The organism is Streptomyces asoensis, from assembly GCF_013085465.1.
Lineage (GTDB): Bacteria > Actinomycetota > Actinomycetes > Streptomycetales > Streptomycetaceae > Streptomyces > Streptomyces cacaoi_A.
In genome coordinates this window covers 2,964,453-2,983,023 of record NZ_CP049838.1, presented here as the reverse complement: position 1 = coordinate 2,983,023, position 18,571 = coordinate 2,964,453, and the positions used below count along the sequence as shown (strand labels likewise).

Annotated in this window: 16 protein-coding genes; 11 read left to right on the top strand and 5 right to left on the bottom strand. The window is 69.1% G+C overall.

What is annotated here, in order from left to right:
* Positions 1-50: 50 nt before the first annotated feature.
* Positions 51-2,279 (top strand): protein kinase domain-containing protein, encoded by a 2,229-nt coding sequence (locus G9272_RS13390; RefSeq protein WP_171396793.1) that lies wholly within the window; start codon positions 51-53, stop codon positions 2,277-2,279.
* A gap of 21 nt (positions 2,280-2,300) precedes the next feature.
* Here the strand turns inward: G9272_RS13390 and nadA are convergent, their stop codons facing one another.
* A complete protein-coding gene (gene nadA, locus G9272_RS13385; RefSeq protein ID WP_171396792.1) occupies positions 2,301-3,485 on the bottom strand; it encodes a quinolinate synthase NadA in 1,185 nt (394 codons plus the stop codon).
* 277 nt (positions 3,486-3,762) lie between these two features.
* Here nadA and G9272_RS13380 point away from each other — a divergent pair, with 277 nt between their 5' ends.
* Positions 3,763-4,119 carry a HesB/IscA family protein gene (locus G9272_RS13380; protein WP_015033024.1) on the top strand — a complete coding sequence of 119 codons (357 nt, stop codon included), beginning with the start codon at positions 3,763-3,765 and terminating at the stop codon, positions 4,117-4,119.
* A 99-nt stretch (positions 4,120-4,218) separates the two neighbouring features.
* On the opposite strand, the gene G9272_RS13375 is transcribed toward G9272_RS13380, so the two are convergent.
* Together G9272_RS13375 and G9272_RS13370 are read right to left on the bottom strand one after the other, a co-directional pair.
* Positions 4,219-6,018, bottom strand: coding sequence for a hypothetical protein (locus tag G9272_RS13375; RefSeq protein WP_171396791.1), 1,800 nt, complete (start codon positions 6,016-6,018; stop codon positions 4,219-4,221).
* Positions 6,019-6,147: 129 nt separating this feature from the next.
* A complete protein-coding gene (locus tag G9272_RS13370; protein ID WP_171396790.1) occupies positions 6,148-6,357 on the bottom strand; it encodes a hypothetical protein in 210 nt (69 codons plus the stop codon).
* A gap of 130 nt (positions 6,358-6,487) precedes the next feature.
* On the opposite strand from G9272_RS13370, the gene G9272_RS13365 reads away from it, so the two are divergent.
* Positions 6,488-7,462, top strand: coding sequence for a carbohydrate kinase family protein (locus tag G9272_RS13365; protein WP_171396789.1), 975 nt, complete (start codon positions 6,488-6,490; stop codon positions 7,460-7,462).
* 1 nt (position 7,463) lies between these two features.
* Here the strand turns inward: G9272_RS13365 and G9272_RS13360 are convergent, their stop codons facing one another.
* Positions 7,464-8,846, bottom strand: a complete 1,383-nt coding sequence (locus G9272_RS13360; protein ID WP_171396788.1) for a cysteine desulfurase/sulfurtransferase TusA family protein — start codon at positions 8,844-8,846, stop codon at positions 7,464-7,466.
* A gap of 322 nt (positions 8,847-9,168) precedes the next feature.
* Between G9272_RS13360 and ctaC the strand changes: the two genes are divergently transcribed.
* The 4 genes from ctaC (at position 9,169) to G9272_RS13340 (ending at position 13,641) form a co-directional block, all read left to right on the top strand.
* Positions 9,169-10,128 (top strand): aa3-type cytochrome oxidase subunit II, encoded by a 960-nt coding sequence (ctaC, locus tag G9272_RS13355; protein ID WP_171396787.1) that lies wholly within the window; start codon positions 9,169-9,171, stop codon positions 10,126-10,128.
* Complete coding sequence (ctaD, locus tag G9272_RS13350; RefSeq protein ID WP_054242816.1) at positions 10,125-11,861, top strand: aa3-type cytochrome oxidase subunit I; 1,737 nt, start codon at positions 10,125-10,127, stop codon at positions 11,859-11,861. The genes ctaC and ctaD overlap by 4 nt, the downstream gene beginning before the upstream one ends.
* Positions 11,858-12,256, top strand: a complete 399-nt coding sequence (locus tag G9272_RS13345) for a cytochrome c oxidase subunit 4 (protein ID WP_020130001.1) — start codon at positions 11,858-11,860, stop codon at positions 12,254-12,256. The genes ctaD and G9272_RS13345 overlap by 4 nt, the downstream gene beginning before the upstream one ends.
* Positions 12,257-12,387: 131 nt before the next feature.
* Complete coding sequence (locus tag G9272_RS13340; protein ID WP_171396786.1) at positions 12,388-13,641, top strand: L,D-transpeptidase; 1,254 nt, start codon at positions 12,388-12,390, stop codon at positions 13,639-13,641.
* A gap of 43 nt (positions 13,642-13,684) precedes the next feature.
* Here the strand turns inward: G9272_RS13340 and G9272_RS13335 are convergent, their stop codons facing one another.
* Positions 13,685-14,089, bottom strand: a complete 405-nt coding sequence (locus G9272_RS13335) for a hypothetical protein (protein ID WP_171396785.1) — start codon at positions 14,087-14,089, stop codon at positions 13,685-13,687.
* Positions 14,090-14,267: 178 nt separating this feature from the next.
* On the opposite strand from G9272_RS13335, the gene ctaE reads away from it, so the two are divergent.
* From ctaE to qcrB, 4 genes are all read left to right on the top strand, one after another.
* Positions 14,268-14,888: an aa3-type cytochrome oxidase subunit III gene (gene ctaE / locus G9272_RS13330; protein WP_020129998.1), complete on the top strand. Its 621-nt coding sequence runs from the start codon at positions 14,268-14,270 to the stop codon at positions 14,886-14,888.
* Positions 14,889-14,953: 65 nt separating this feature from the next.
* Entirely contained in the window at positions 14,954-15,766 is an 813-nt protein-coding gene (qcrC, locus tag G9272_RS13325) for a cytochrome bc1 complex diheme cytochrome c subunit (protein ID WP_171396784.1), read from the top strand.
* Positions 15,763-16,824 carry a cytochrome bc1 complex Rieske iron-sulfur subunit gene (gene qcrA / locus G9272_RS13320; protein WP_171396783.1) on the top strand — a complete coding sequence of 354 codons (1,062 nt, stop codon included), beginning with the start codon at positions 15,763-15,765 and terminating at the stop codon, positions 16,822-16,824. The genes qcrC and qcrA overlap by 4 nt, the downstream gene beginning before the upstream one ends.
* Positions 16,821-18,467 (top strand): cytochrome bc1 complex cytochrome b subunit, encoded by a 1,647-nt coding sequence (qcrB, locus tag G9272_RS13315; protein WP_171396782.1) that lies wholly within the window; start codon positions 16,821-16,823, stop codon positions 18,465-18,467. Before qcrA ends, qcrB begins: the two co-directional genes overlap by 4 nt.
* The last annotated feature ends 104 nt before the right edge of the window (positions 18,468-18,571 follow it).

Sequence of the window (18,571 nt, the reverse complement as noted above, 5' to 3'; positions counted from 1 at the left end):
TTCATATCCTGTGAGCTCGAACTGCTCGGCGGGGGAAGGGAACCGGCGCGTTGCCGCTGCACAAGGACGACCCGAGGGCGCTCGGCGGATACCGGATCGTCGACCGGATCGGAACCGGGGGCATGGGCGTCGTCTACCTGGGCCGGTCCCGTTCGGGGCGTGAGGTCGCCGTCAAGGTGGTGCACGCCCAGTACGCGGAGGACAAGGTCTTCCGGGCCCGCTTCCGGCAGGAGATCGAGGTTGTCCGCAAGGTGAGCGGCGCCTTCACCGCCCCGGTCGTGGACGCCGACCCCGAGGCCGTCCGGCCCTGGATGGCCACCCAGTACGTGCCCGGACCGGCGCTCTCCGCCCGGATCCGGGGCGCCGGCCCGCTGAAGGGGGCGGAGCTGCGGCTGCTGGCCCTGGGGCTGGTGGAGGCGCTGCGGGACATCCACCGGGCCGGGGTCGTGCACCGCGACCTGAAGCCCGCCAACGTCCTGATGGCCGAGGACGGCCCCCGGGTCATCGACTTCGGCATCTCCCGCGCCACCGAGAACCAGACCCTCACCGAGACCGGCCACGCGATCGGCACCCCGCCGTTCATGTCCCCGGAGCAGTTCAAGGACGCCCGGTCGGTCGGCCCCGCCTCTGACGTCTTCTCCCTCGGCGCGCTGCTGGTGTTCGCCGTGACCGGACGCGGACCCTTCGACGCCGACAGCCCCTACCTGACGGCGTGGCGGGTGATGCACGAGGAACCGGCGGTGGACTCTGTGGCCGAGCCGCTGCGCGCGATCCTGACCCGCTGCCTGGCCAAGGACGCCGCCGACCGGCCCGGACTCGACGAGCTGGCCGGGGAGTTCGCGGAGGCGCTGCCCGAACCCGCGGCGGGCGACATGGAGACGGTGACCCTGCGTCTGCCGCCCCCGCCCGCGGCGAGCGAGGAGCCCGGACCGGCCGCCGCTCCGCCCCGCACGGGCCGTCGCTCCCGGCTGCGCCGGTGGCCGGTCCTGGCCGGGGTGGCGGGCGTCCTGGCCCTGGCGCTCACCGGCTACCTCCTGTTCGACCCCTTCAAGGGGAACGACACGGCGGAGTCGGACACCACCGGCTCCGAGTCCCCCGGCTGGGATCCCCTGCCCGACGGCTGGGAGCCCTGGCGGACCTCGGTGTTCGGGACCGCCGCGAGCGGGGTGACGAAGCCGCTGGGCGGCGGGGCCTCCGACACCAGCACCTCCCTGTCCTGTGCCATGGGCGAGGGCGCCCTGTACTGCGGCGGCAACGGCACCCTCCCGGTCCGTGTCGACGGGGCGACGGGCCGGCTCGCCTGGCGGGCCGACTCCGTGCCCCCGGGCGTGGCACAGAAGGCATACGGCAGCGTGGTCCTCGGGGTGCACGACGGCGTGCTGCTGGTCTCCCAGTCGGTCATGAACAGCGCGGGCGACGACGAGACCATGACCGTCGTCGCCCGCGACTCCGCCACCGGCAAGCGGCTCTGGTCGCGCCCGATGAGCGCGACCGGCGTCACCGCCGCCCTCGTGGGCGACCTGCTGATGACCCCGGACGGCGACCGGGTGATCGCCCGCGACCCGCGCGACGGAACCGCGCGCTGGACGGCCACCCTGCCCGCCGGGCCCACCTACGGCTGCCAGTTCTACGACGTCGACGGCGTCCCGTACGCCGGCTGCACCGACGCGGGTACACCGTCGCGCACCGTGTTCTACGCCGTCGACCCGGCCGACGGCTCGACCCGGAAGGTGAGCGTGCCGGACGGCGACGCCGTCCACGTCGGCGCTGTCGGCGGCGATCTGGCCTTCGTGATGTTCATCCCGAGGGACGCCCAGAGTTCCGCGGAGTCGGCGTACGGCGAGGTCCTGCTGATCGACCCGGACACCGGCGCCGTACGCAGGAGGAAGCTGGCGGGCGACCCGCGCGGCGAGGTGGCGCTGGTGGGCGGAGTGCTCTGTTTCGCCTCCTCCGCAGGGCAGCTGGTCGCCCACTCGCCCGAGACGGGCGAGCAACTGTGGCAGACCTCGACGACCCTTCAGCAGCCAGGCACTCCCGTCGCCGACGGGCAGGGGCGTGCGGTGTTCGCGGCCAGCGCCTCCGGACGGGTCGCCGCCCTCGACATCGAGACGGGCAGCCTGTTGTGGGAGTCCCCCGCACGGGCCGAGCAGGTCGTCGGGGCCGGCTATGCCGCGGCACGGGTGTTCCTCGACGAAGGCGCCCTGGTGGTGCTCAGCCCCGACGGGACCGTCTTCACGCTGGACCCGGGCCACCCCGACCAGGAGCCGCTGTCGGGGTGATCCGGGCCCACGGCGGTGCGGCTACGGAAGCGCCAGCATCCGCTCCAGCGCCAGCTTCGCGAACGCCTCGGTCTCCTGGTCGACCTCGATGCGGTTGACCAGCTTGCCCTCGGCGAGGGACTCCAGGGTCCAGACCAGGTGGGGGAGGTCGATCCGGTTCATCGTCGAGCAGAAGCAGACCGTCTTGTCGAGGAAGACGATCTCCTTGCCCTCGGGCGCGAAACGGTTCGCCAGCCGGCGCACCAGGTTCAGCTCCGTGCCGATGGCCCACTTCGAGCCGGCCGGGGCCGCCTCCAGCGCCTTGATGATGTACTCGGTCGAGCCGACGTAGTCCGCCGCGGCCACGACCTCGTGTCGGCACTCGGGGTGCACGAGCACGTTCACGCCGGGGATCCGGGCGCGGACGTCCTCGACCGACTCCAGGCTGAAGCGGCCGTGCACCGAGCAGTGGCCCCGCCACAGGATCATCTTCGCGTCACGCAGCTGCTCGGCGGTCAGCCCGCCGTTCGGCTTGTGCGGGTTGTACAGGACGCAGTCCTCGAGGGACAGGCCCAGGTCCCGTACGGCGGTGTTGCGGCCGAGGTGCTGGTCCGGCAGGAACAGGATCTTCTCGCCCTGCTCGAAGGCCCACTCCAGGGCCCGCTGGGCGTTGGAGGAGGTGCAGATCGTGCCGCCGTGCTTGCCCGTGAACGCCTTGATGTCCGCGGACGAGTTCATGTACGAGACGGGCACGACCTGCTCGGCTATGCCGGCCTCGGTCAGCACGTCCCAGCACTCGGCGACCTGCTCGGCGGTGGCCATGTCGGCCATCGAGCACCCGGCGGCGAGGTCGGGGAGGACCACCTTCTGGTCGTCGGACGTCAGGATGTCCGCGGACTCGGCCATGAAGTGCACACCGCAGAACACGATGTACTCGGCCTCCGGGCGGGCGGCCGCGTCCTTGGCCAGCTTGAAGGAGTCGCCCGTGACGTCGGCGAACTGGATGACCTCGTCGCGCTGGTAGTGGTGGCCGAGCACGAACACCTTGTCACCGAGCTTCTCCTTGGCGGCGCGGGCCCGCGCGACCAGGTCCGGGTCCGAGGGCGAGGGCAGGTCGCCCGGGCACTCGACGCCCCGCTCGCTCTTCGGGTCGGCCTCACGGCCGAGCAGCAACAGGGCGAGCGGAGTCGGCTGTACGTCGAGCTCCGTGGTCTGGGCGGTGGTCACGGCACGCACCCTTTCTACTTTTCGTCGATCTGACGTTATCTATCATAACCCGCTTCACGTCACTTTGACGATGGTCATCGCGTCGATGTGACGTGAATCCCGCGACCCGGTCGGCGCCGCTCCGAAGGTCGCTGTTCGCCGCATCGCACGTGTGCGAGCATGAAAGGCAAGAAGAGGAAAGAAGTGGAAACACGACTCCTCGGCCCGGAATGAATCCGCGGCCCCGACGGTTGAAGACGTCGGCAAGCAGTCTCCGTACAACCCGGGAGAGATGTAGATGTCCGTATCGGACGAGAAGACCACTGTCAGCGACGGCATCCTCCTGTCCGACGCCGCCGCGGCGAAGGTCAAGGCCCTGCTCGACCAGGAAGGCCGCGAGGACCTGGCTCTGCGCGTCGCCGTTCAGCCCGGCGGCTGCTCCGGCCTGCGCTACCAGCTCTTCTTCGACGAGCGTTCGCTCGACGGTGACGTGGTGAAGGACTTCGACGGCGTCAAGGTCGTCACCGACCGTATGAGCGCCCCGTACCTGGGCGGCGCCTCCATCGACTTCGTCGACACCATCGAGAAGCAGGGCTTCACCATCGACAACCCGAACGCGACGGGCTCCTGCGCCTGCGGCGACTCCTTCAGCTAGGTCGCCCGTTCGCACCACTGAACGACATGAAGGCGGCGGCCCCCTCCAACGGGGCCGCCGCCTTCGCGTTCGCGCCGCGCGAACCGCTGCCGCCGGGCGCTACTGCGCCTGCGGCAGCCGCGCGCCCGCCTTCTCCAGCGGGATCGCGCCGCCGTCCGACCCGACCACCTTCCGGCTGCCCAGCGACTCGGCCAGCTGCACGGTCTGGTGGTACTCCTTGGCGATCAGGATGCAGACCTTGTCCGGCCAGGGCGTCTCGGTGACGGTGACCTTCACCTCGCCGCCGCTCTCCGTCGCCGTGGCCTTGTAGTCGCCACACACCCCGCCGGTGAAGCTCACGGTCAGCTCCTTGCCCTCGGCGGTGTAGCCGTCCACCTTCACGTTCCGCGTCCCCGAGGAGGCGGTCGGGGTCGGCGTGGGCGTGGCGGCGGACTTCAGATACGCCGGCTCGACGGCCGGCTGCGTCACCGTGTAGCCGCCCGCGACCCCTGAAGCCGTCACGTCGAACAGCCAGGACGGTACGAGCACCTGCCGTCCGCCCGAGGTGTGCGGGGCGAGCCCGAGCACCGCGTCCTCGACCGTCGCCGTCTGCGCCTGGGGGGCGGCCGTCGACGAACCGCACGGACTCTCCAGCCGGTCCTTCAGCGGCACCGGACTGGCACAGCCGCCGATGCCCATCCGGTGGTCCGTCCCCGGCGCCGCGTTCAACGCCTCCAGCGCCTCCTGCGCGCTCAGCAGGGGGTACGTGTCGCCCTTCACCGGCGTTTCCAGCTGCCCGTTCCCGCCGACCACCTCGCCCTGGGCGTCGACGCTGATCCCGGTCGTCCAGCCGTAGGTGGGCAGCTCGCCGAACACGGGGTCGGCGTTCACCACCCGTTGGCTGCCCATGACCTGACTCGCGTCCACCTCGGCGCCGTCCTGCCCGACCGCCTTCAGGACCGGCGCCGCCGCCTTCTTCGCGGCCGCCTCGCTCACCGGGTCGCCGGACCGGGCCGGGGGAGTCACGGTGCACTTGTCGGTGCCGGCCGTGCAGTTGTCGGTGCCGGGCGCGTACCGGGTGAACGTCCACATCCCCGGCGCCTGACGGTTCACCCGCAGCACCGGGCCCGAGCCGTCGTTCCCGGCGCCGACCTTCCAGGCCTCCCCGTCGACGACCGGCGTCCCCTCGGCCCCCAGCGCCTTCGCCAGCCGGGCCACCTCGTCCTTCGTGACCTCGCCCTTCGCCCAGTACACGGGCGCGGAGCCGGGACCGTCGGGAAGGGTGCCGTCGGCCTTGTAGGTCACCCCGTAGGGGTTCGGCTCACCGGGTGCGATGCCGCTCGTGCCGCCCTCGGGGGCACCCGTACCCCCGGAGTAGTCGTCCAGGAGGAGCGCCGCGGGCGTGCCGTCCCCGGACGGTGACCCGGAGCCGGCGCCCCCACCGGAGCCGCCGACCGCGCTGGAGGTCAGATAGGCCCCACCCCCGCCCACCAGCAGCACGGCGGCCGCGACGGAGGCGATGAGAACGGGGGAGCGGCGCCGCGGGCCGGCCGGGGGCACGTCGTCGGCCACCGGCCCGACGAGGTGCTCGTCCGCGCCGGAGCCGGGATCGGCGGCTGTCCCGCCTGCGTCGGCGGTGGCGTCGACGACGGCCTCGGACGCGGGGGTCCGCTGACCGGTGTCGATGTCGGTGTCGGCGTCCGCGGTGGCGTCGGCCTCGGAAACGGCGGGAGCCTCGGCATCGGAGCCGACGGGAGTGTCGGTGAGGCCGGCCTCCTCGTCCGGAACGCCGGCCTCTTCGGCCGGCGCGTCCTCGGCCCGCGCCTCCTGGGCCTCGGCCTCCTCGGCCTTGGCCGTCTCCGAACCCGTCTCTTCCGGCTCGCGCGCGGCGTCGTCGTTCTCGGGTCGCTCGGTGTTCACCGCATCGCTCCTTCGGCTGCCCTGCTGGCGTACCCCACATCCCCTTTACGGGGGACGGCGATGGGACGCGACGGGGGAGCGCACGGTTCCCTCCCGAGCGCCGTACCGAAGGAAATCGAGGGATTACCCCTAGTTGCCGTAGTCCGGCATCGCCTCCAGGAGCCGCGCGGACGTCGCCGGAACGGTCACGCCGAGGATGAGTGACGGGGAGACCGGACGGGAAGTGATCTTCTCCGGGGCCGCCCAGTGCCGAGCCATCCGGGCGCAGTCACCACGCAGCGACGCCAGGTCGCCGTCGAGGTCGGCCGGAGCGGGGGCGTGGACCTTGAGGTTCGTCATAGCCGAACCGTATGCACGCCGGAGCCCGCGAAGAAAGATCTACTATCGGGTAGTTTCGGCTGCTTCAGTGGCGCGGGTGGACCGGGTAGCGTGAACTGTCAATCCCCCTCCCCTCAGGAGAGTCCACGCCGTGCGCATCGCAGTCACCGGCTCCATCGCCACCGACCACCTCATGACGTTCCCCGGCCGCTTCGCCGACCAGCTCGTCGCGGACCAGCTGCACACGGTCTCGCTCTCCTTCCTGGTCGACAACCTGGACGTGCGCCGGGGCGGCGTGGGCGCGAACATCGCCTTCGGCATGGGCCAGCTGGGGACCGACCCGATCCTGGTCGGCGCCGCGGGCGCGGACTTCGACGAGTACCGGGCCTGGCTCGACCGGCACGGCGTCGACACCGGGTCGGTCCGTATCTCCGAGACCCTGCACACGGCCCGCTTCGTGTGCACCACCGACGCCGACCACAACCAGATCGGCTCCTTCTACACCGGCGCGATGAGCGAGGCCCGCCTCATCGAGCTGAAGACCGTCGCCGACCGGGTGGGCGGCCTGGACCTGGTCCTGATCGGCGCCGACGACCCGGAGGCGATGCTCCGCCACACCGAGGAGTGCCGTACCCGCTCGATCCCCTTCGCGGCCGACTTCTCCCAGCAGATCGCCCGTATGAACGGCGACGAGATCCGGATACTGCTGGACGGCGCGACGTACCTGTTCTCCAACGAGTACGAGAAGGGCCTCATCGAGTCCAAGACGGGCTGGACGGACGCCGAGATCCTCTCCAGGGTCGGCCACCGCGTCACCACCCTCGGCTCGCGCGGCGTCCGTATCGAGCGGGCCGGCGAGGACCCGATCGAGGTCGGCTGCCCGGAGGAGGAGGCCAAGGTCGAGCCCACGGGCGTCGGCGACGCCTTCCGCGCCGGCTTCCTCTCCGGCCTGGCCTGGGGCGTCTCCCACGAGCGCGCCGCGCAGATCGGCTGCATGCTCGCCACCCTCGTGATCGAGACGGTCGGCACCCAGGAGTACCAGCTGCGCCGCGCCCACTTCATGGACCGCTTCACCAAGGCCTACGGCGACGAGGCCGCCACCGAGGTCCGCAAGCACCTGGCGTGACTCAGGACAGCCGGCGGACCACATAGGCCGAGCCTCGGTCCGCCGGCTGCTCACCGACGTACTCCTGTTCCCGCATCTCGCACCATGCGGGGATGTCCAGCCGGGCCGCCTCGTCGTCGGACAGCACCCGCACCGTGCCCCCGACCGGCACCTCCCCGATGACCTTCGCCAGCTCGATGACGGGAATCGGACACCGCTTGCCCAGCGCGTCCACGACGAGCTCGTCGCCGCGTACATCGGCATCGGTCACCGCGACGGGCGCCCCGAGCTTCTCCCGCACCCCCGCCACCGCCCCCGGCAGCACGGCGAGGAACCGCTCGACATCCTCCTCGGCGACTCCCGTCGGCAACGAAACCCGCACGTTTCCCTCACTCAGCACCCCCATCGCCCTCAGCACATGGCTGGGCGTCAGCGTGCTGCTGGTGCAGGACGACCCGGAGGAGACGGAGAACCCCTCCCGGTCCAACTCGTGCAGCAGCGCCTCCCCGTCGACGTACAGACAGGAGAAGGTGACGATCCCCGGCAGCCGCCGTAGCGGATCCCCGACGACCTCCACGTCCGGTACGACGGCCGCCACCCGCGCCCGGATCCGCGCCGTCAGCTCCCGCAGCCGTACCGCCTCGGCCGCCGCCTCCGCCCGCACCGCCCGCAGCGAGGCCGCCGCGGCCACGATCGCCGGAATGTTCTCGAACCCGGCCGCTCGCCCCGACTCCCGCTCGTCCACCGGCCCTTGGACGGCGAAGCGCACCCCCTTGCGCACCGCGAGCACCCCCACCCCGGAGGGCCCGCCCCACTTGTGCGCGCTCGCCGCCAGCAGCGACCAGGGCCCCTCCACCGGCCCCCAGCCGAGCGACTGCGCCGCGTCCACCAGCAGCGGCACCCCCGCCTCCCGGCACAGCTCGGCCACGGCCGCCACCGGCTGCTCGGTCCCCACCTCGTGGTTGGCCGACTGGAGACAGGCGAGCGCGCTGTCCGGGCGCAGGGCGTCGGCGTACGACTCGACGGCGACCGCACCGGTCCGGGCCACCGGCACCCGGGTCGCCGTCCCGCCCTCCGCCTCGAACGCCTCGGCCGAATGGAGTACCGAGGAGTGTTCGACGGCTGACACGATCAGGTGACGTCCGACCCGTCGGCGCCCGGCCAGCGCGCCCGCGATCCCGCTGTGAACGGCCCGCGTTCCCGAGGAGGTGAAGACCAGTTCGTCCGGTCGGCAACCCACCGCCTCGGCGGCCGCCTCACGGGCGGCGTCCAACAGCATCCGTGCCCGCCGCCCCTCGCGGTACAGCCGAGCAGGATCGGCCCACCCCTCGTCGAGCGATGCCAACAGGGCCTGACGGGCGACGGGGTGCAGGGGAGCGGCGGATGCGGCGTCGAAGTAGGACACACCCCAACGTTAGAACGCCGGTGACCCACCCAGGGCGCTCGGGACTGTTTCGACCAGCGGCTCCGCCGCGTGGGTGCGAATGGCCCCCACCGGCCCGGAGTCACCACACAACCCGCATTGACGACCTATTAGGCGCCCCTCCCCACCCCTTCGGGGTGACCCGCGGCGCGTATGCCACCCTCCCCGCGAACCCCCGGAGGGCGTCGGCTAGGGTTTGGTCCGCATAAACATCCAAACCCCTGCCCGACGCAGGGCGGCGACCGACCCGCGAGAAGGCAGGCCGCAGCCAACCGCGCGGGCGAGACTCTCGGGAAGGCGCTACGTGAGTCCCAACGGCTCCGACCGCTCGCCGCGGCGCCCGATGCGGCGGAAGCTGCTCCAGGCAATGACCGCGGGCCTGGTCCTGGCGACCGCCACCGGTTGCACATACAAGGACTTCCCCCGCCTTGGTATGCCCACCCCGGTCACAGAAGAGGCTCCGCGGATCCTCTCCCTGTGGCAGGGCTCATGGGCAGCCGCGCTGGCCACCGGCGTGCTGGTGTGGGGCCTGATCCTGTGGAGTGCTTTCTTCCACCGGCGCAGCCGCACAAAGGTCGAAGTTCCTCCGCAGACCCGGTACAACATGCCCATCGAGGCGCTGTACACGGTGGTTCCGATCATCATCGTCTCGGTGCTGTTCTACTTCACGGCCCGTGACGAGTCGAAGCTGCTGAGCCTCGACAAGAAGCCCGACGTCACGGTGAACGTGGTCGGCTTCCAGTGGAGCTGGTGCTTCAACTACATCGAGAGCGTCGACGGTTCCGACGGGGACGCGAAGACCGACAAGAACCTGGCCGCGATCCCGGACCGGTTCAAGACGGACTTCCCCGACAACGCCGGCGGCGTCTACACCTGCGGTACTCCCGGTGAGCGGAACCCGCAGACCAACAACCCCGGCCCGACCCTCTGGCTCCCTGAGGGCAAGACGGTCCGCTTCGTCCTCACCTCGCGTGACGTCATCCACTCCTTCTGGGTGGTGCCGTTCCTGATGAAGCAGGACGTCATCCCGGGCCACACCAACTCCTTCCAGGTGACCCCCAACAAGGAGGGCACCTACCTGGGCAAGTGCGCCGAGCTTTGCGGCGTCGACCACTCCCGGATGCTCTTCAACGTGAAGGTCGTCTCCCAGGAGCGCTACGAGCAGCACCTCAAGGACCTCGTGAAGAAGGGGCAGACCGGTTACGTTCCCGCGGGCATCGAGCAGACGAGCCACGAGAAGAACCGGGAGACGAACAACCTGTGAGCATCCTCAACGAACCCCAGGGTGCCTCCGCAGCTGAGGACTCGTACGAGAACGAGCTGCCGGTCAGGCGCAAGCAGCCCGGCAACGTCGTGGTGAAGTGGCTGACGACCACCGACCACAAGACCATCGGTACGTTGTACCTGGTCACGTCGTTCGCGTTCTTCTGCATCGGTGGCGTCATGGCGCTCCTCATGCGCGCCGAGCTCGCCCGACCGGGCTTGCAGATCATGTCGAACGAGCAGTTCAACCAGGCGTTCACGATGCACGGCACGATCATGCTGCTGATGTTCGCGACGCCGCTGTTCGCCGGCTTCACGAACTGGATCATGCCGCTCCAGATCGGCGCGCCGGACGTCGCCTTCCCGCGGCTGAACATGTTCGCCTACTGGCTCTACCTGTTCGGCTCGCTGATCGCGGTGGCAGGCTTCCTCACCCCGCAGGGTGCGGCCGACTTCGGCTGGTTCGCCTACGCCCCGCTGTCGGACGCGGTCCGCAGCCCCGGCATCGGCGCCGACATGTGGATCATGGGTCTGGCCTTCTCCGGCTTCGGCACCATCCTCGGCTCGGTCAACTTCATCACCACGATCATCTGCATGCGCGCGCCCGGCATGACGATGTTCCGGATGCCGATCTTCACCTGGAACGTCCTGCTGACCGGTGTCCTGGTCCTGCTGGCCTTCCCGGTCCTCGCGGCCGCGCTGTTCGCCCTGGAGGCGGACCGCAAGTTCGGTGCCCATGTCTTCGACGCGGCCAACGGCGGCGCGTTGCTGTGGCAACACCTCTTCTGGTTCTTCGGCCATCCAGAGGTGTACATCATCGCCCTACCATTCTTCGGAATCATTTCCGAAGTGATCCCGGTGTTCTCCCGCAAGCCGATGTTCGGCTACATGGGCCTGATCGCCGCGACCATCTCGATCGCCGGTCTGTCCGTGACGGTGTGGGCGCACCACATGTACGTCACGGGTGGCGTGCTGCTCCCGTTCTTCTCCTTCATGACGTTCCTCATCGCCGTGCCTACCGGTGTGAAGTTCTTCAACTGGATCGGAACGATGTGGAAGGGCTCGCTGTCCTTCGAGACACCGATGCTGTGGGCGACGGGCTTCCTCATCACCTTCACCTTCGGTGGTCTGACCGGCGTCATCCTGGCCTCGCCGCCGATGGACTTCCATGTGTCCGACTCGTACTTCGTGGTGGCGCACTTCCACTACGTCGTCTTCGGCACCGTCGTCTTCGCGATGTTCTCCGGCTTCCACTTCTGGTGGCCGAAGTTCACCGGCAAGATGCTCGACGAGCGCCTCGGCAAGATCACCTTCTGGACGCTGTTCGTCGGCTTCCACGGCACCTTCCTGGTCCAGCACTGGCTGGGCGCGGAGGGCATGCCGCGTCGGTACGCCGACTACCTGGCGGCCGACGGCTTCACCGCCCTGAACACGATCTCGACGATCAGCTCGTTCGTCCTCGGTCTGTCCGTCCTGCCGTTCTTCTACAACGTGTGGAAGACCGCCAAGTACGGCAAGCCGGTCGGCGTCGACGACCCGTGGGGCTACGGCCGCTCCCTGGAGTGGGCCACCTCCTGCCCGCCGCCGCGCCACAACTTCCTCACCCTGCCGCGGATCCGCAGTGAATCCCCGGCGTTCGACCTGCACCACCCCGAGATCGCCGCGCTCGAGCAGCTGGAGCACGCCGGCCACGGTGCCAGTGCCATCTCGGGCAGCAAGGAGGCCGGCAAGTGAAGATCCAGGGCAAGATGTTCGTCTGGCTGAGCGTCTTCGTCCTCGTCATGGCGATCGTCTATGGCGTGTGGTCGAAGGAGCCGGCCGGTACCACGGCCCTCTTCCTGGCCTTCGGCCTGTGCATCATGATCGGCTTCTACCTGGGCTTCACCGCCCGGCGGGTCGACGCGGGCGCGCAGGACAACAAGGAGGCGGACGTCGCGGACGACGCCGGCGAGCTGGGCTTCTTCAGCCCGCACAGCTGGCAGCCGCTGTCGCTGGGCATCGGCGGCGCCCTGGCCTTCCTCGGGGTCGCTGTCGGCTGGTGGCTGCTGTACTTCTCCCTGCCGCTGATCCTCATCGGTCTCTGGGGCTGGGTCTTCGAGTACTACCGCGGTGAGAGCCGCACCCAGTAGCACGTGCTGAACGCAGGCTGAGCCCGGACACTCCGTCAGGAGGGTCCGGGCTCATGCTTTTGCCGCAACGGAGCTCCTCCGTCCGTGTCACTCAGCGCGCCGCGGCCGACGCGGCTCCCTAGCGTGAAGCCATGAGCCACGTACCCCGCCCTCGTACCGTCGTGGGCTGCACCCTGCTGGTGATCGCCCTGGGCGCGGTCGCAAGCGCCTGCGGCTCGGACGGCAACCCGCTCTCCGCGCGCCCCTACGACGCGACGGACCAGATCTCCTTCAACAACCTCGGTGGCGACGGGAAGAAGTCCGACCCGGACAAGCCCCTGGAGGTCATCGCGGAGGACGACGACCGCATCACGGACGTCACCGCCGTGGACGACGCAGGCCGTTACGTGGCGGGCGAACTCGCCGCCGACGGCAGCCGCTGGCACAGCACCGAGCCGCTGGCCGCGAGCGCCCACTACACGGTCCGCGTGAGCACCGAGGACGACGACGGCGCCCCCGGCCGCCGGGTGCTCACCTTCGACACCGGCAAGCCCACCTCGAAGAAGCGCCTGGGGGTCGAGTTCGGCCCCCAGGCGGGCGAGTACGGCGTCGGCCAGCCCGTCACCGCCAAGCTGGACCAGCCCATCAAGGACCCTGCCCAGCGGGCCGTCGTCGAACGCGCCCTCAAGGTCGACTCGACGCCGTCCGTGCAGGGCGGCTGGCACTGGGTGGACGACAAGGAACTCCACTACCGGCCCCAGGAGTACTGGCCCGCCCACGCCACCCTCCGGGTGCACAGCAACCTGGACGGCATCAAGATCAGCGACCGGCTGTGGGGCGGTCCCACGAAGGACCTCAAGCTCACGATCGGCGACCGGGTCATCGCCGTCACGGACGCGTCGTCGCACTCCATGACGGTCTTCAAGAACAACGAGGAGATCAACCAGATCCCCGTCACCACCGGCAAGCCCGGCTTCGAGACCCGCAACGGCGTCAAGGTCGTCCTGGGCAAGGAGTACTTCGTACGGATGCGCGGCACCTCCGTCGGCATCGCGGAGGGCTCCTCGGAGTCCTACGACCTGCCCGTGTACTACGCCACCCGCGTCACCTGGAGCGGCGAGTACGTGCACGCCGCCCCCTGGTCCGTGGGCTCCCAGGGGTACGCGAACGTCAGCCACGGCTGCACCGGCATGAGCACGTCCAACGCCGAGTGGTTCTTCGACAACATCCGCCAGGGCGACGTCGTCCAGGTCGTCAACAGCTACGGCGACACGATGGAGACCTTCGGCAACGGCTTCGGCGACTGGAACCTGGACTGGAAGAAGTGGACCAAGGGCAGCGCGCTGACGGGCGGCAAGCAGAAGACGGAGCAGGACACGTCGAGGCTGCGGCCTGCGGCGGTGTAGGCATGGCCGGGGGCGCGGGGAACCCCACGCCCCTCCGCCCCCGTCAGGCGCTCTGCTGAAGGCTCTTGCGCCGCAGCAGGGACGCCAGGGCCGAAGCGAACTCCACGGGCTCCACAGGCAGCGTCACAGCCGCGTCAGCGCGGCTCCAGGTGGCGAGCCAGGCGTCCTGGGGCCGCCCGATGAGCAGAAGCACCGGCGGGCACTGGAACACCTCGTCCTTGATCTGCCGGCACAGCCCCATGCCTCCCATGGGCGCGGCCTCGCCGTCCAGGACGACGACGTCGATGCCGCCCCTGTCCAGCTCTCGCACCACCGCCGCAGGCGTCGCGCACTCCAGGAACTCCACCACGGGGACGTCCGGCGCGGGCCTGCGCCCCGTCGCGAGCCGGACCTGCTCGCGGGTGTTGGAGTCGTCGCTGTAGACCAGCACCGTGGCGGTCGCCTGCATGCTTCCTCCGTGACATCAGCGTCGTACGGACAGAACCGATGTCGCGGATGCTACTCCCTTGAACACGTCGTCAACACCGGTTGGAACACCACTTCGATGGGCCATACGGGCAGTACACACGGTGCGAACACTCCGAACGGCACCCCCCGGAGTGAGGGCGGGATAAGGGACCGACATAATGTCGGTCGTGGCGACAGCAACGACAGTAGAAACCGGGCACGCGCACCCGTCGGTCAATCGGCCGAACCTCACCAGCGTCGGAACCATCATCTGGCTGAGCTCCGAGCTGATGTTCTTCGCGGCCCTCTTCGCGATGTACTTCACCCTGCGATCGGTGACGGGTCCTGATCACTGGAAGGAAATGGCCGAGGCCCTGAACTTCCCGTTCTCGGCCACCAACACCACGATCCTGGTGCTCTCCTCCCTCACCTGCCAGCTCGGCGTCTTCGCCGCCGAGCGCGGTGACGTGAAGAAGCTCAGGATGTGGTTCATCGTCACCTTCATCATGGGTGCGATCTTCATCGGCGGTCAGATCTTCGAGTACACGGAGCTGGTGAAGAAGGACGGGCTCTCGCTCTCCTCCGACCCGTACGGCTCGGTGTTCTACCTGACCACCGGCTTCCACGGCATGCACGTGACGGGCGGCCTCATCGCCTTCCTGTTCGTCCTCGGGCGCACCTACGCGGCCAAGAGGTTCACCCACGAGCAGGCGACCGCGGCCATCGTCGTGTCCTACTACTGGCACTTCGTCGACGTCGTCTGGATCGGCCTCTTCGCCACGATCTACATGATCAAGTAGCCGGGCACGCTCGCTCCCGCACATCCCAAGCATCGACGCAGAAGATCCTGACACCGGGGTAATCCGTGAAAAAGCTCTCCGTACGACGACGCCATCCGCTGGCGGCGCTCGTCGTCCTACTCCTCGCGCTGGCGGCTACCGGGGGGCTGTACGCCGCGTTCGCGCCCGCGAGCAAGGCACAGGCAGACGACACCGCCCAGTCCCTCGCCATCGACGAGGGCAAGAAGCTCTACGCCGTTGGCTGCGCAAGCTGCCACGGCACCGGCGGTCAGGGGACCTCCGACGGCCCGAGCCTGGTCGGCGTGGGCGCCGCGGCCGTCGACTTCCAGGTCGGCACCGGGCGTATGCCCGCGGCTACCTCGCAGGGCGCCCAGGTGCCCGCGAAGAAGGTCATCTACACGCAGGCCGAGATCGACCAGCTCGCCGCGTTCATCTCCTCCCTGGGCGCCGGCCCGTCCGTCCCGACCGACGCCGAGTACGGCCCGGAGGGCGCGGACATCGCCAAGGGTGGCGAGCTGTTCCGCACCAACTGCGCGCAGTGCCACAACTTCACCGGCAAGGGCGGTGCCCTCACCAAGGGCAAGTACGCCCCGACCCTCGAGGGCGTGGACCCGAAGCACATCTACGAGGCCATGCAGACCGGCCCGCAGAACATGCCTTCCTTCCCCGACACCACCCTGTCGGAGCAGAACAAGAAGGACATCATCGCGTACCTGCACGCGGTCAACAGCGACGAGACGAACAACCCCGGTGGTCTGGAGCTGGGCGGCCTCGGGCCGGTCAGTGAGGGCCTGTTCGCCTGGATCTTCGGTCTCGGTGCCCTGATCGCGGTCGCCGTCTGGGTCGCCGCTCGGACCGCAAAGGCCAAGAAGTCATGAGTAGCCAAGACATTCCAGAAGAGAACCTGCCCGCTGAGCAGGACCACGCACACGGCAGCGCCGTAGGCATCGCGGACGAGCAGAACCCGTTCGCCGACCCGGGGCTGCCGCCCCACGAGCACCGCGTCCAGGACATCGACGAGCGGGCCGCCAAGCGGTCCGAGCGTGCGGTCGCCTTCCTGTTCACGCTGTCGATGCTCGCCACGGTCGGCTTCATCGCCGCGTACGTGGCGATCCCCGCCGACAAGTCGATCTTCGTGTTCCCGATCGGCCACCTCAGCGCGCTGAACTTCGCGCTGGGTCTGACGCTGGGCACGGCGCTGTTCACCATCGGCGCCGGCGCGGTCCACTGGGCCCGCACCCTGATGTCCGACGTGGAGGTCGCCGACGAGCGGCACGCGATCGCCGCGCCCCCCGAGGTCCGTGCGAAGGTCCACGCGGACTTCAAGCAGGGTGCCAAGGAGTCCGCGCTCGGCCGTCGCAAGCTGATCCGCAACACGATGTTCGGCGCGCTCACCCTGGTGCCGCTGTCCGGTGTCGTGCTGCTGCGCGACCTCGGCCCGCTGCCCGAGGACAAGCTGCGTCACACGCTGTGGGCCAAGGGCAAGCTGCTCGTCAACATGAACACGAACGAGCCGCTGCGTCCCTCGGACGTCGCCGTCGGTTCGCTCACCTTCGCCAAGCCCGAGGGCCTGGAGGAGCACGACGAGGAGTTCCAGAACGAGATCGCCAAGGCGGCCCTGATGATCGTCCGGCTCCAGCCGGACAACATCAAGGACAAGCAGGAACTCGACTGGTCCTACCAGGGCATCGTGGCGTACTCGAAGATCTGCACCCACGTCGGTTGCCCGATCTCGCTGTACGAGCAGCAGACGCACCACGTGCTGTGCCCCTGCCACCAGTCCACCTTCGACCTCTCCGACGGTGCCCGAGTGATCTTCGGCCCCGCCGGCCACGCCCTGCCGCAGCTGCGCATCGGTGTGAACGACGAGGGCTATCTCGAGGCGCTCGGCGACTTCGAAGAGCCCGTCGGTCCTGCTTTCTGGGAGCGCGGATGAGCACGAACGTAAACACCGAGAGCAACGAGTCCCGTGAACGCGGGAAGGCGCCGGCCGGCGAGCGGATCGCCGACTGGGCCGACGGCCGGCTGGGGATCTACTCCCTGGCCAAGGCCAACATGCGCAAGATCTTCCCCGACCACTGGTCGTTCATGCTGGGTGAGATCTGCCTCTACAGCTTCATCATCATCATCCTCACGGGTGTGTACCTGACGCTGTTCTTCCACCCGTCGATGAACGAGGTGGAGTACCACGGCAGCTACGTCCCGCTCCAGGGACAGCTGATGTCCGAGGCGTTCAGCTCGACCCTGCACATCTCCTTCGACGTGCGCGGCGGTCTGCTCATCCGGCAGATCCACCACTGGGCGGCGCTGATCTTCCTCGCCGGCATGTTCGTGCACATGATGCGGGTGTTCTTCACGGGCGCGTTCCGCAAGCCCCGTGAGGTCAACTGGCTGTTCGGCTTCCTGTTGTTCGTCCTGGGCATGTTCACCGGTTTCACCGGTTACTCGCTCCCGGACGACCTGCTCTCCGGCACCGGTGTCCGCTTCACCCAGGGCGCGATCCTGTCGATGCCGATCGTCGGCACGTACATCTCGATGTTCCTGTTCGGCGGGGAGTTCCCGGGCCACGACTTCGTGGCGCGGTTCTACTCGATCCACATCCTGCTGCTGCCGGGCATCATGCTCGGCCTGGTGGTCGGCCACCTGATCCTGGTCTTCTACCACAAGCACACGCAGTTCGCGGGCCCCGGAAAGAGCAACAAGAACGTCGTCGGCATGCCGCTGCTGCCGGTGTACATGGCCAAGGCCGGAGGCTTCTTCTTCCTGGTCTTCGGTGTGATCGCGGTCATCGCGGGCATCGCCCAGATCAACCCGATCTGGGCCATGGGCCCCTACCGTCCGGACCAGGTGTCCACCGGTGCCCAGCCCGACTGGTACATGGGCTTCGCCGAGGGCCTGATCCGCTTCATGCCGGGCTGGGAGGTCAACATCTGGGGCCACACCCTGGTCCTGGGTGTGTTCATCCCGCTGGTCCTGTTCGGTGTTCTGCTCGCGATCCTCGCGCTCTACCCCTTCATCGAGTCGTGGGTCACGGGCGACAAGCGCGAGCACCACATCCTGGACCGGCCGCGCAACGCCCCGACGCGCACCGCGCTGGGCGTCGCCTGGGTCACGATGTACATGATCATGCTGGTCGGCGGTGGCAACGACCTGTGGGCCACCCACCTCCACCTGTCGATCAACTCGATCACCTGGTTCGTCCGGATCTTCTTCATCGCCGGACCGGTCATCGCGTACATCGTCACCAAGCGGATCTGCCTCGGCCTCCAGCGCCGGGACCGGGACAAGGTGCTGCACGGTCGCGAGACCGGCACCATCAAGCGCCTGCCGCACGGTGAGTTCATCGAGATCCACGAGCCGCTCAGCCAGGAGCAGCTGCACACCCTCACGGCGCACGAGCAGTACGAGCCGGCCGCGATCGGCGCCGCCGTCGACGAGAACGGCGTCGAGCGCAAGGTGAAGGGCAAGGAGAAGCTCCGCGCCAAGATCAGCGGGGCGTACTTCGGTGAGGACCAGCAGATTCCGAAGCCCACCGCGGAGGAGTACAAGGAGATCACGAGCGGCCACGGCCACCACTGATCGCTGAGGCGTCGCCACGCCACGGGAAAGGGCCTCGTCCGGTCTTCGGACGGGGCCCTTTGCCGTGCCCACGGGCTGGATAGGGTGGGGTGCACCTTGTCATG